At 31.5% G+C, this 14,005-nt stretch carries 15 protein-coding genes; 2 read left to right on the top strand and 13 right to left on the bottom strand.

Annotated features, from left to right (window positions below; genetic code table 11):
• From feoB to BN350_RS03005, 5 genes are all read right to left on the bottom strand, one after another.
• The coding region (feoB, locus tag BN350_RS18365; protein ID WP_044600081.1) for a ferrous iron transport protein B at positions 1 to 1,981 on the bottom strand (1,981 nt) is incomplete at its 3' end.
• Entirely contained in the window at positions 1,971 to 2,204 is a 234-nt protein-coding gene (locus BN350_RS02990; RefSeq protein WP_028042263.1) for a FeoA family protein, read from the bottom strand. The genes BN350_RS02990 and feoB, both read right to left, overlap by 11 nt.
• A gap of 84 nt (positions 2,205 to 2,288) precedes the next feature.
• Complete coding sequence (locus BN350_RS02995) at positions 2,289 to 2,972, bottom strand: transglutaminase-like domain-containing protein (RefSeq protein WP_049945494.1); 684 nt, start codon at positions 2,970 to 2,972, stop codon at positions 2,289 to 2,291.
• Positions 2,969 to 5,440 carry a heavy metal translocating P-type ATPase gene (locus BN350_RS03000; RefSeq protein WP_028042265.1) on the bottom strand — a complete coding sequence of 824 codons (2,472 nt, stop codon included), beginning with the start codon at positions 5,438 to 5,440 and terminating at the stop codon, positions 2,969 to 2,971. Before BN350_RS03000 ends, BN350_RS02995 begins: the two co-directional genes overlap by 4 nt.
• Before the next feature lie 12 nt (positions 5,441 to 5,452).
• Positions 5,453 to 5,791: an ArsR/SmtB family transcription factor gene (locus BN350_RS03005; RefSeq protein WP_028042266.1), complete on the bottom strand. Its 339-nt coding sequence runs from the start codon at positions 5,789 to 5,791 to the stop codon at positions 5,453 to 5,455.
• A gap of 109 nt (positions 5,792 to 5,900) precedes the next feature.
• On the opposite strand from BN350_RS03005, the gene BN350_RS03010 reads away from it, so the two are divergent.
• On the top strand, positions 5,901 to 6,422 hold the full coding sequence (locus BN350_RS03010; RefSeq protein ID WP_028042267.1) for a cysteine hydrolase family protein: 522 nt from the start codon (positions 5,901 to 5,903) through the stop codon (positions 6,420 to 6,422).
• A 12-nt stretch (positions 6,423 to 6,434) separates the two neighbouring features.
• Here the strand turns inward: BN350_RS03010 and BN350_RS03015 are convergent, their stop codons facing one another.
• From BN350_RS03015 to BN350_RS03035, 5 genes are all read right to left on the bottom strand, one after another.
• A complete protein-coding gene (locus BN350_RS03015) occupies positions 6,435 to 6,890 on the bottom strand; it encodes a gamma-glutamylcyclotransferase family protein (protein WP_028042268.1) in 456 nt (151 codons plus the stop codon).
• The gene (gene pcp / locus BN350_RS03020; protein WP_028042269.1) at positions 6,890 to 7,531 is read right to left on the bottom strand and encodes a pyroglutamyl-peptidase I; all 642 of its coding nucleotides are present in this window, start codon (positions 7,529 to 7,531) and stop codon (positions 6,890 to 6,892) included. The genes BN350_RS03015 and pcp overlap by 1 nt, the downstream gene beginning before the upstream one ends.
• A gap of 10 nt (positions 7,532 to 7,541) precedes the next feature.
• On the bottom strand, positions 7,542 to 8,549 hold the full coding sequence (locus BN350_RS03025; protein ID WP_028042270.1) for a DUF979 domain-containing protein: 1,008 nt from the start codon (positions 8,547 to 8,549) through the stop codon (positions 7,542 to 7,544).
• Positions 8,549 to 9,226 carry a DUF969 domain-containing protein gene (locus BN350_RS03030; protein WP_028042271.1) on the bottom strand — a complete coding sequence of 226 codons (678 nt, stop codon included), beginning with the start codon at positions 9,224 to 9,226 and terminating at the stop codon, positions 8,549 to 8,551. The genes BN350_RS03025 and BN350_RS03030 overlap by 1 nt, the downstream gene beginning before the upstream one ends.
• A gap of 117 nt (positions 9,227 to 9,343) precedes the next feature.
• Complete coding sequence (locus tag BN350_RS03035; protein ID WP_028042272.1) at positions 9,344 to 9,760, bottom strand: PTS sugar transporter subunit IIB; 417 nt, start codon at positions 9,758 to 9,760, stop codon at positions 9,344 to 9,346.
• Positions 9,761 to 9,978: 218 nt separating this feature from the next.
• On the opposite strand from BN350_RS03035, the gene BN350_RS03040 reads away from it, so the two are divergent.
• Positions 9,979 to 11,043 (top strand): branched-chain amino acid aminotransferase, encoded by a 1,065-nt coding sequence (locus BN350_RS03040; protein ID WP_028042273.1) that lies wholly within the window; start codon positions 9,979 to 9,981, stop codon positions 11,041 to 11,043.
• A 125-nt stretch (positions 11,044 to 11,168) separates the two neighbouring features.
• Here the strand turns inward: BN350_RS03040 and BN350_RS03045 are convergent, their stop codons facing one another.
• The 3 genes from BN350_RS03045 to BN350_RS03055 form a co-directional block, all read right to left on the bottom strand.
• Entirely contained in the window at positions 11,169 to 12,503 is a 1,335-nt protein-coding gene (locus BN350_RS03045; RefSeq protein WP_028042274.1) for a citrate synthase, read from the bottom strand.
• Between the two features lie 108 nt (positions 12,504 to 12,611).
• Positions 12,612 to 13,130: a hypothetical protein gene (locus tag BN350_RS03050; protein ID WP_044600082.1), complete on the bottom strand. Its 519-nt coding sequence runs from the start codon at positions 13,128 to 13,130 to the stop codon at positions 12,612 to 12,614.
• An 80-nt stretch (positions 13,131 to 13,210) separates the two neighbouring features.
• Complete coding sequence (locus BN350_RS03055) at positions 13,211 to 13,984, bottom strand: HAD-IIB family hydrolase (protein ID WP_028042276.1); 774 nt, start codon at positions 13,982 to 13,984, stop codon at positions 13,211 to 13,213.
• Between the last annotated feature and the right edge of the window lie 21 nt (positions 13,985 to 14,005).

A 14,005-nucleotide genomic window follows, 5' to 3' on the forward strand; every position in this document is an offset into this window, starting at 1 on the left:
ATGCAACAATATAAGCCATTCCAGTTTGAAACATAACTGTCGCAATGGCTTGTCGCCATGAACCCAATTCACGCTTTGTTGCTGCAAAAGCTGCAATACAAGGCATATATAATACTGTAAACACTAAAAATGTAAATGCACTTAATGGTGTAAATATAGCTGCTAAAGCATTATTTAAAGCAATTGTATTTGAAGCCTGTGTTAAAACAGTTAATGTCGATACAACTGATTCTTTAGCTGTAATACCTGTCATTAATGCCGTTGATGCACGCCAATCACCAAAGCCCAATGGTTCAAATATAGGTGCTACAAATGAGCCAATAGCTGCTAAAATACTTTGGCTACTATCTGTAATCATTTCAAATCTAAAATTAAAACTCTGTAAAAACCAAATCACTATAGATGCAATAAAAATAACAGTAAAAGCTTTACGAATAAAATCCTTAGCTTTATCCCATACATTCAATAAAACATTCTTTAAAGTTGGAATACGATAAGCAGGTAATTCCAATACAAAAGGAACAGGTTCTCCCAAAAATACAGTACTTTTCAGTAACATTGCTGAAACAATAGCCACCAATATTCCAATGCAATAAATTGTCATCATTACAATAGCAGCTTTCGTTGGAAAAAAAGCCGCAATAATCATTCCATAAATAGGCAATTTCGCACTACAAGACATAAACGGTGTTAAAACAATTGTCATCTTTCGATCACGATCACTTGATAATGTACGCGTCGCCATAATAGCTGGAACACTACATCCAAATCCAATCAACATAGGAACAAATGATCGACCTGATAACCCAATTTTTCTTAATGCCTTATCCATAACAAATGCAACACGTGCCATATAACCACTATCTTCTAATAATGATAAAAAGAAGAACAAGATGACAATCACAGGCAAAAATGATAAAACACTCCCAACACCTGCTAAAATACCATCACCAATCAAGGCACACAGGGGCCAATAAGCAACTTGTCCTTTTTCTAATAATGATACAAGTGTATCCGATAAGATCGTTATCCCTTGATCCATTAAATCTTGCAAAGGTGCTCCTATAAGGTAAAAGGTCAAATAAAAGATTAATAACATAATTAATATAAAAATTGGAATTCCTAAATACTTATGTGTTAAAAGACAATCAATCTTTTCTGAACGAACTTGCTCTTTTGTTTCACACTCACTAAAAACACAATAATAACAAACTTCTTCAATAAAAGAATAACGCATATCAACCAAAGCAGCTTCACGATCTGTTTCAGATTCAGCTTCCATTCCTTCTAAAATATGTTCAATAATATGACGATCATTATCGCTCACATCCAAAGTTCTAAACATATCTTCATCGCCTTCAATCAGTTTTGTTACACAATACCTTAATGGTAAATGCAACCCATGAACACGCTGTTCAACAATATGTGAGATAGAATGAATTGCTTTATGAACAGGACCATGACATAAATCTAAGTGTCTTGCAGGTTTTCCTATATTCTTTTCAATTGCAGTAATAACATCTTCAATTCCTTCATTTTTACTTGCAGAAATAGGAACAATTTCCATCCCTAAGCGTTCTTTCAAACCATCCATATCTATACAGTTTCCACTCGCCACAACTTCATCCATCATATTTAAGACAAGAATAATAGGAATGTTTAATTCCATTAACTGCATTGTTAAATAAAGGTTTCTTTCAATATTAGTTGCATCAACAATATTAATAATAAGATCTGGATGTTCTTCTAATAAATATTGGATTGAAACAATTTCCTCTGATGTGTATGGCGATAAAGAATAGATACCTGGTAAATCAATTAATTCAAATTCATCTTTATGTTTTTTTATAAAACCTTTTTTTTGTTCAACTGTCACACCTGGAAAATTACCAACATGCTGAGAAGAACCTGTTAAAGCATTAAATAAAGTTGTTTTCCCACAATTCTGATTACCTATCAATGCTATTTTTCTATTCATCATGTTCCTCCCTAACTTCAATTCTGGAAGCATCATCTTTTCTTAATGTTAAAACATAACTGCGTAAATAAACTTCAATAGGATCACCCATTGGTGCAATCTTCCGTACTTTAATCTTTGTTTTAGGCGTTAAACCCATTTCTAATAAACGGCGTCTTAATAAACCTTGACCACCGACTGATTCAATCACAACCATCTTTCCTGGCTGAACTTCATCTAAAGTCATAACTCCACCCCATTTCTTCTATTATAACTTATTTTTAGATGTTTTGAAACCATCGATTTTGATTTAAAGAAAAGAAGTAGAAAACTATTTTCCACCTCTTAATTTCTTAACTTTATGATTCATCCAGTGTCTAACAATATGCTGGTATACCCATCGTTTCAAGATATTAATATTTTGATGATAATTTTGATAAAAATCATCCGGTGTTTTGTATATTCCTAAGTCTTTGACAAGCGCTTCTTTTTGAATATAAGTATCATTTAAAGACCAGTTTACATCAACTGTTTGTAAATTCTTAACAGCCACTGCATAACCACAAAATTTTATCTTTTGAGGATATCTATTTTGAATAGCCAATAAATAATTTTTATCTAAAATAACACCTTCACACACATACCAGTTTCCCTGTATAAAAACCTCTACCCAACTATGAATAATCTCCTGTGGAGATAAATGATAGATGATCCCACTTAAAATTCCCTTTTGTAAAGCTTTATCAACAGTTGCTCCATGTAATCGACACTCGATATGACAGTATCTTAATAAATCCATTAATAAGATAGCTTTTGTATTACATTGTCCATATCCATCTTTTAAAATCAGACTTGCCAGACGATAATCCTCTTTATTATAACCAAAGAGGATATCATTGGAAACAAAATTATAAATAGCTTTCACTTTTTCAACATCGCCTAACTGTAGCCACCCTTTTTCATAAATGAGTCTTTCAATACTTGGATGATTATCTAAACAAAATGTTTCTTTCATCGTAATACACGCATTGAATTTAAAATAGCAACCAGTGTTACACCTACATCAGCAAAAACACCCATCCACATATTAGACAATCCAAACATCGTTAGTAATAAAACCCCAATTTTAATGACTAAAGTAAATGTCACATTTTGTTTTAAAATTTTATTTGTTTTATGTGATATGACAATCGCATCTTTAATCGTTTCAATATTATCTTGCATTAAAACAACATCTGCTGCTTCAATAGCTGCATCACTACCAACCCCACCCATAGCAATACCAACATCTGCTCTTGCAAGAACTGGTGCATCATTAATGCCATCTCCAACAAAAGCAACATAACCATGTTTTTGATTTAATAATTGTTCAACTTTAGCAACCTTATCTTGAGGTAATAATTCACTGTAAACAGTATCAATACCTAATTTTTTAGCCACATCCTGAGCCACACGATGATGATCTCCAGTTAACATAACTGTATTTTTAATTCCTACTTGTTTTAATGCCTGAATACCTTTTATTGTTGTTTCTTTTATTTGATCAGCAACAACAATAGATCCTGCAAACTGTCCATCAATTGCTACATAAACAATTGTCCCTACAGTCGTTGGTTCAATAATTTCAATTTTCTGATCAGCAAAGAAAGATGCATTTCCTAAAACAACATGTTTATCAAGAATCTTCACATCGATTCCTTTACCTGCAATCTCTTTAAAATCATGTATTTGACTCTCATCAATATCCTGATGATATTTTGCTACAATACTTTTAGCAATAGGATGATTACTATAAAACTCACCATAAGCTCCATACATTAATAAATCATCATTACCATTAACTTCAACAACATCAAATGATCCTTTTGTTAATGTTCCTGTTTTATCAAAAACAACTGTATCCACATCTTTTAATAGTTCTAAATAATTTCCACCTTTAATTAAAGCACCTAATTTACTAGCTTTCCCTAATCCTGCATATAATCCTAAAGGAATAGAAATAACCAGTGCACAAGGACAAGAAACTACCAAAAATGTCAAAGCACGATATAGCCATTCATTAAAGATTGCATCCTCAAAGATAAACATTGGAACAATAGCTAATAAGACAGCTAATCCAACAACAGTAGGTGTATAGATTTTTGCAAATCTTGTAATAAACTTCTCAATTGGTGCTTTTTTACTTGCAGCATTTTCCATAAGTTCTAAAATTTTTGAAACTGTAGAGTCAACATATGGTTTTGTTACTTTCACTTCTAAGATTTCTGTTAAATTAACAACGCCTGCTAAAACATCTTCATTTTGACTCACTTCTCGTGGAACTGATTCACCTGTTAAACTTGACGTATCAAGCATAGAATGTCCACTTATGACAATTCCATCTAATGGGATTTTTTCTCCCACTTTAACAACAAGTATATCTCCAACTTTCACTTCATCAGGTTCTACTTTCATAACACCTTGTGATGTTTTTAAGTTTGCATACTCACTCTTAATATCCATCAATGAAGAAATAGAACTTCTCGTTTTATTCACAGCATAAGATTGAAAAATTTCACCAATAGAATAAAACAACAACACTGCTACTGCTTCAGCATAATCACCTATAATAAATGCCCCAATAGTAGCAACACTCATTAAGAAATTTTCATCAAAGATTTCTCCTCTTAATATATTTTTCATTGCCTTTAAAATAACATCATATCCAATCAATACATAAGCAGCTAAAAATCCAATAAATGCAAATGATTGAGTTTTCAATAATATACTAACAATATAGATAATAACTCCAACAATTAAAGACAAATGATCTTTCCAAACAAAAAGTTTAGGTTTTTCAATAACACGTTTCTCATCTTTATAAGATAAAGCAACTCCATCCTCAACATGATCAATCGTCTTTTGTAAAGCATGAAACAAATTATCTTTACTCACTTGCCCATGTGGTTTCACTTGTAATGTTTCTGTTGAAAAATTTAAAACAGCTTTTTCTACTTCTTCCATCTTTTGAATGGCTTCTTCAACTTTCATAGCACATGAAGCACAATCAAGTCCTGCAACATGATATGCAATAACATTCTTTGCATCTAATAAGCGATGATCCTCACTATGTTCATGACCACAATCACAATGTTCATGATCGTGATGATGTTCATGTCCGCATCCGCAAGTTTCACCTTCTCCATGATGATGTTCATGAGCACATGTTTCTCCATCATCATGGTGATGAGTATGTTCACTATGATGATGTTTGGATTGACGTGAATGTTTATCTTTTTCTTCAAGTGTAACCTCTGGCTCTAATTTTTGTATAGCTTTTTCTAACTCATGAATATCAATCTCATTATCTGATTCAATCATGAGTAATTCATTAGCAAACGATAGTGTACATTCATTTATATCATTTCTTTTATTGATCATATCTTCAATCTTTTGAGCACATGAAGCACAATCAAGATTTTTAATTACATATTTTTTTATCATATTTATTCGCTCCTATTCAATAACATGTTTATACCCAGCATCGAAGATTTGTTGTACATGTTCATCATCCAATGAATAATACATCATTTTTCCATCTCTTCTAAATTTAACAAGATTAGCTGTTTTTAATATTCTTAACTGATGTGAAATTGCTGATTGTGTCATTTGCAAAGTTGCAGCCAAATCATAAACACACATTTCTGATTCAAAGAGTGCACATATAATTTTAATTCGTGTAGAATCGCCAAAAACTTTAAATAACTCTGCAACATCATACAAAATTTCCTCATCAGGCAATGATTTTGTCACTTGATCAACCACTTTTTGGTTAACAATCGTTGATTTATCCATAGTTTCCTCCCGTCATATGAACAATTATTCATATGACAATATGATTATATAATGAATTGATTGACAAGTCAACAGATTTTGGTAAAATATATAAAAACGGGGTGAAAATATGAAGAGATTATTAGTTGTCGTAGATTTTCAAAATGATTTTGTATCAGGAAGCTTAGGATTTGAAAAAGCTAAAGAATTAGAAAACCATATTGTCAATCTTATTAAGGAGTATCATATGAATGGGGATGAAATTGTTTATACAATGGATACCCATACAAATAGTTATCTAGAAACATACGAAGGAAAGCATTTACCAGTAGAACATTGTATTGAGCATACTGAAGGATGGGAACTTTATGGCAAAGTTGGGGAATTATTACAAGATTGTTTATGTTTTAAAAAGCCTACATTTCCATCATTAGATTTAGCTTATTATTTAGAGGGTAAAGAATATAAAGATATTACATTTGTAGGAGTTGTTTCTCACATTTGTGTTTTATCTAATGCTATTATGGCCAAAGCCGCACAACCTGATACACCTATATGTGTAGATTTAAGAGGAACTGCAAGTGCTGATGAGAAAGTTCATCTAGAAAGTATTGATGTTATGAAATCAATGCAAATAGAAATCATAGAATAAAAGAAAAACAGCTTATTCGACATCATAATCGAATAAGCTGTTTTCACGCAATTTAACTTTCTGAATATATTCTACATAATCATGTGATTCAATATCATTTCCAAGCAAAGAAACATTGGTTGGATTATTCATGTTATAAACATAAATATAAGCCTGTTCAATTTTTTTTCCTTGTTCATTATAGATATCACATAATTCTTTATTATATTCATTCTTAGGATAATCTGGAGCAACATAGCCTTCAAGTTTATCAATAAGTTCCATAGTTTCTTCACTAACTTCATGAATTTCACCTAAAATCATATCATGTCCTTCTTTTAAATAAGCAGGATAAACTTTAGCACAAATACTCATAAGACTTCCTTTTGCATATGCGTAATAGCGAAATGAATTTTCATTTCTTAAAAACAAATCATAATTATACATTCCTTTTCTTAACGTTCCATAAACAAATATTTTTTGTTTCATTAATGTGTTGCTCCACCAGTCACTTTTAAGTCTACTTTTGTATCTACAATAGCCTCAATTGCAACTGTAATAGCTTCTACAATCGTATCTAGACTCATACTTGGCATGTTTTTTTTGTCAATGACTTGTTGTGGTAAAAAAGGAATATGTATAAAACCACTTCTCTTGCCTGGATATTTTGTTTCAACAATATGACGAACACCATATGTCACATGATTACATACAAATGTTCCTGCACTATTTGATACAGAAGCAGGAATTTGATGTTCCTGAATACGAGCAACCATTGCTTTGATTGGTAAATTAACAAAGTAGGCTGCTGGTCCATCAGCGAATACAGGTTCATCAATAATCTGTTGACCAGCATTATCTGGAATGCGACAATCATCTATATTAATCCCAACTCTCTCTACAGTAATGTCTGTTCTTCCCCCTGCTTGTCCAATTGATAAGACAACATCAGGATCATATTTTTCAATAGCTTGATCGATAACTTCTAATGAACGATGGCATACTGTAGGAATTTCTAATTTAATGATTTCCGCATCAGCAATTGTATCTGGTAATTTCTTCACAGATTCAATCGCTGGATTAATTTTTTCGCCCCCAAAGGGATCAAACCCTGTTACTAAAATTTTCATAAGTCTCCTCCTAGAATCCTAATACTAACATTAAAATAATATGTATAACAATCATAATTAGAGCCATTGGTAACTGTGCCTTAATAACTGCCCATTTTTGATCTTTTGTTTCTAAGACCGCACAAGGCACAATATTGAAATTAGCTGCCATTGGTGTCATAAGTGTACCACAATATCCAGCAGTCATACCTAAAGCTCCAATAACAGCAGGATTTCCACCTTGTGCAATAACAAATGGATATCCAATTCCAATCGTAATCACCGTAAAAGCTGCAAAAGCATTACCCATAATCATTGTAAAGATAACCATTCCTAAAACATAAACAATGACACCAATCACAATATTCCCTGATGGCACTACACTAGAAATAATTTTTGAAATCACTTCTCCAACTCCCGCAACTTTAAACACTTCACCTAATGCACCTAATAACTGAGGCAATAAACAAGATGCTCCAACCTGCATAAGTAGTCGTGATGTATCAGAACGCGTCTCAGAAACTCTTGGTTTACAAATAACAATGGCTAAAATCAATGCAACAAGACAAGCTGTTCCAGTCATCACAGCACCATCTAAAGCAACAATTTTATCACCTGTTCCTCCAAATGAAAATAATGGGAAAGTAAAATTTCTAAATGAGAAGTAGAAAGCGTTTGAACTATATTTAATAAACGATAAAATCAATGCCATAATTCCAATTGAAACAGCAGGAATAAAGATTTTACTTCCCACCTTCTCACTTGCAGCTTGACGAGCCTCTGCTGTTGATTCTACAAATTTGCCCATCTTCACTTGTTTCGTCGCTGTTAAACATCCCATAATAACCAGTAATCCACCAGTCACAACTGATGGAATCAGTTTCCCAAACATAAAGATAATTCCTAAGATACACCAAAATAATGATGTTCCAATTTTTGCTTTTTCATTTTTCGTTGCACGAATAGCCGCATCAAAACTCACTAATCCACATAACACATAAAAAAATTCAGGAAGATATACGCCTAAAAACTCTGTCATTACTTGTTACCTCCTTTTTTCATTTTTATATCAAACCATAGGACTTGTACAAATGTTAATGCAACTGAAATCAGTGCAATATAAATAGCTGATGATGAAATCATCGATAATGTCATATCTTTAAAACCTAAGCCTACTAACGTTCCTTGGATCAAAACAACACCACTTGAAGCAGGAAAAACATTTTGTGCAAAAAAGTTGCCATAGTTTTCAACAGCAGCTGCTAAACCTTTAATTTCTTCATCTTCTTTTTCTGTTAATTCTTCACCTTTTGCTTTTTGTGCAGCTGCTTCACTCATTGGTAAAATAAGCGGTCTTACAAATTGAACATGTCCACCTATTCTCACATTTAATGCTGAAGCAGCTGAACGTACAACACTATAAATGCATAAGACCTTTCCAGCTGAAGCATTTTTAATTTTTCCAATTAAATATGCAGCTCTTTCTTTTAATCCGTATCTTTCAATAATTGCAATTACAGGAAAGATAATTAAAAATATTGACATAAGTCTATTACTGACAAATGACTCACCTAAAATTTCTAAAACCTCGACAATATTCATGCCAGAAACTAAACCAGTCACAATTCCAGATACAATAACAACTGCTAATACATCAAGTTTTAATGCAAACCCAACAACAATAATTAATATACCTATCAATGTAATATATTCCATTGTATTTCTCCTTTCAAAATTAAATGACAGACGCCCTGTATTATAACGAATTTTTATTATGATTTCAACGAAATATGTATAATTTATTGTCTTTGCAAAATCATTTTACCTAATTCGTCATTTTTTCTTTATTCCTTTTTGATGATTATATGCACATTGTCTCGTTATTCTTAAAACATTCTCTTCTCCTGGAAAATGAACAGGATTGATACGATGGTTTGAAAAGATATCTAAAATATCTAATGCATCCTGATAAATTTCTTTAATTTCCATTTTTCCATACATCCTTGGTGGCAATATATAAATAGGAATAGGTACCTCCTGTTTTTCTACTAATTGTTTGACATAGATATTTAAATGCGGACAACAAACCATAATATCAAACTCATTTATTTTTTCTAAAGCAATAGAAAAAGGTGAAAATTCAATCATAGCTTGTTCTTGCATATGATTCTCAATAATCTCCCTTTTCATTCTTTCTGCTACATAGCTGGAAGAAAAACCGCCTCCACAACATAATAATATTCTTAACATAACAATACCTCCTTATTATTATCGTAACATTTTATATAGTTATTCACAATACATCCTCTCTCTTATTTTCATTTACACTATAAGTAATACTACAAATATTTCCATTATTTTTCTCTTATTCCTTAATTTTTATTATATTTTTATTTATATTCAAAAAAATGTGTTGTTTATATTTATAAAAAAGAGTATAATTTCATTAATTATAAAGGGGGATTTATATGGAAATCAAAATTGAAAAAGCAAAAATGCTTAAAGATAAACCCGATCAAAACAACTTAGGGTTTGGTAAATATTTTACTGATCACATGTTTATGATGGATTGGAATGAAGGACAGGGATGGCATGATGCACGTATTGTACCATATGGACCAATTCCTATGGATCCAGCAACAATGGTTTTACATTATGCGCAAGAAACATTTGAAGGTTTAAAAGCCTATCGTAATCCTAACGGTGATATCTTATTATTTAGACCTGAGATGAATGCACGAAGAATGATCAATTCAAATAGACGTATCTGTATGGCTGAAATTCCTGAAGATATGTTTGTAGATGCTGTTGAAGCGATTGTTAAATTTGAACAAGATTGGATTCCAACTGCACCTGAAACATCACTGTACATTCGTCCATTTGTTTTTGCTTCACAGCCAGGTGTGGGTGTTCATCCAGCAACAAGTTATACATTTATGATCATTTTATCACCAGTTGGTGCTTATTATCCTGAAGGTGTTAACCCTGTTAAAATCTGGGTTGAAGATGAATATGTAAGAGCTGTTAAAGGTGGAACAGGTTTTACAAAATGTGGTGGAAATTATGCAGCTAGCATTGCAGCTCAAGTCAAAGCAGAACAAAATGGCTATACACAGGTGCTTTGGTTAGATGGTGTTCATAGAAAATATGTTGAAGAAGTAGGAACAATGAATGTTATGTTCTTAATTAATGATACCGTTGTAACAGCGGCTTTAGATGGTTCTGTTTTACCTGGTGTTACAAGAGATTCGATTATTCATATCTTAAAAGACTGGGGTTATAAAGTTGAAGAACGTGATTTAAGTATTGATGAGCTAATGGATGCTGCAAAATCTGGTGCTTTAAAAGAAGCATGGGGAACGGGTACAGCAGCTGTTATTTCTCCAATTGGAGAATTATGCTATAAAGGTGAAAAAACAATTATTCATGATTTTAAAACAGGTGAGTTAACTCAGAAATTATATGATACTTTAACTGGTATTCAATGGGGTCAATTAGAAGACAAATATCAATGGACAAAAATCATCCAATAATCCAAGGAACATTCTTGGATTTTTTTGTCTAAAAATTTTATAAAACAAGAAAAGAAACTGTTTCATTTCAAATTACAGTTTCTTTTCTCATACATTCATTTATTTTAATAAATAAAACAATATTTCTATCGATCTTCAATATCCTTATAATCTTTCATATCTCCAACATATTTTGTAGCAGGTCTAATAATACGATTAGAATAAAGTTTACTTTCAATATTATGTGCAATCCATCCAACAGTTCTTGCAACAACAAACAATAGCGGGTAAAGATCACTTGGAATATTGAGCATATCATAAACCAATCCACTATAATAATCAACATTACTACAAACATGAATACCTTTTCTTTGATAAATTTCCTCAATAGCAATATCAGCAAAACGAGTATAAAACATATATTCATCATATCGATTTTTTTCAAGTGATAATTCTTTACATTTTTCAGAAAGAATTTCACTTCTTGGGTCACTTAATGTATAAACAGCATGTCCTATTCCATAAATCAATCCACTATGATCATTAAATTTCTTATCCAAAATACGACGAATAACACTCTTGATTTGATCATCAGTTGCATGAATAGAAATTTCATCAATGGCTAATTCCATTTGTTTTTTAACAGCCAAATTCGCTCCACCATGTCGTGGACCTTTCAATGAACCAATGGCTCCAGCAACAGATGAATAGATATCTGTTCCAGTTGAAGAAATAACAACATTTGTAAATGTAGAGTTATTTCCTCCACCATGATCAGCATGTAACACAAGTGCCACATCTAAAACCTCAGCTTCTTTTTCTGTAAATATTCCATCATCTCTTAAAAGTGCTAAAATCGTTTCAGCAATGCTATAATCCTTATTTGGATGATGAATAAATAAACTTTGTTCATCAAAATAGTGAACTTTGGTTTGATACGTATAACAAACAATACTTGGTATTTTCGCCAATAAATTAATCCCTTTTTCCAAAGTTTCCTTTGTTCCTATATTATCAGGATCACTATCATAACCATATAACATTAAAACTTCCTGTTGTAGCTTATTCATTAGATTCTTTGCTGGAAACCCTAAAATATTCCCCTCTAAATAATGTGGTGGTAATTCATAATTATCACTTAATATCCTTTTAAACATTTCAAATTCATCACTGTTTGGTAAATATCCAAATAAAATCAAAAAACAAACTTCTTCAAATAAATATCTTTTACCCTTATACCCACTTTTCAAAAAATCTTTAACATTAATTCCACGATAATACAATGAACCAAAGTCATCTAATTTCTCACCATTGACTTTCTTATATCCAACAACATCTGATATTTTTGTGAGACCAACTAAAACTCCTGTCCCATCCTCATTACGCAATCCTTTTTTGACAGCATAAGTTTTATAGAGTTCATTTTCAATTTTATTTTCTTTTAAAGATTTTTCAAAAAAATCCTGAATCCGATCTTTCACATCAATCACCCCTTATTTGATATTGTCCCTATTATATCATATTTTTGTATAATTGTATACAATTAATGTGTGAGATACCAAAAAAGGTATTTCAACCTTTTTTTATTATTATAATGTTTGAGGAATTTGATAGTTAATTCTTAAAACGTCAAACCACTTTTGTTTTTTATGCATATCATCATGACTACCATAAGCTTGAAATACTGTATAATCATTTTGAACAATAAAATAGATATTATCTGACTGATTAATAATTGTCCTTACTCTCACTGTTGGTGAAATGATTTCTTCATCAGTTTTTACAATATCTTGCTGATTGAAATCATGAAATAATGATGCATACATATGATAAGCAGTATCTGTTGAAGTCATATAATAACTCTCAAAGCTTAATGAATAAACATCCTGATAATCAGGTGTCAATGTTGTTGTATGAAAACGAATGCCTTTTTCGTTTCCTTGATCACCATATTCATCAAGTTTCATACAATTTGGATACTCAGTTAATCCTAGATATTTCTGATACTGATTACCGCTAATAAAAACAACTGCAATACACACAACTAGAAAAACACCAACAATCAAACTAACCGTTTTTACATTATGATGATGATATTGATTACTCATGTGATTTCCTCCCATCCTATATCTATATAAAGTATAACGCAAATTATCTTAAACTACCATCATAAAATGAGATTTAAAACTTAAATCCATCCAAAATGCTTACAAGCATATTCTATACCATCCTCAACACTTGTCTTTGTAATAAACGTTGCTTTTTCTTTCAGTTCATCACATGCATTTCCCATTGCAATGTTTGTCCATTCTGTCTTAAACATCACTAAATCATTAAAATCATCACCAAAAACAATAACATCTTCTCGGCAACCATGAACCTTTTCTAACATCTTATAGATTCCTTCATCTTTTGCATCATGCTGATAAGTCAAATATTCATCCATAAAACGAATGTGACCTAATGAATCTTTTAATATAAATTGATCCTCTTCATCTTTTGAAATAGCAATATAAATTTTGTAAATATCAGCAATTTCTTCATAAGTTAAATTTTTATCTAATATGTATCTTGTTGGCTCCTGACGATAACCAACTTGCTGAATAAATAATTCATCATTCATTAATACATCTATGCTGTCATTATAAGCAATTAGTAGACCATAACCATTTTTATGTGCTTCATGACATAAATCGACTGCTTTTTGATGATCTAATGGACGATTTTCAATCAATTCATCATGTATTGTTAAGGCTGCTCCACCATTACTAACTATATGATGAATACCAGCCTCCTTAGCAAATCTTTTTGTTTTATAATAAGCTCTTCCTGTAGCTATCGCAACAAAATGCCCTTGTCGCTGTAATTCTTGAATTGTTTGCTTGGCACTTGGAACAATTAGTCCAGTTTGTTTATTTGTAAGTGTGCCATCAATATCAAAAAAGAAATATTTTTTACGCATAATATATCCTCCACATACTTA

The organism is Candidatus Stoquefichus massiliensis AP9, from assembly GCF_000455285.1.
GTDB classification, from domain to species: Bacteria; Bacillota_I; Bacilli_A; order Erysipelotrichales; family Coprobacillaceae; genus Stoquefichus; species Stoquefichus massiliensis.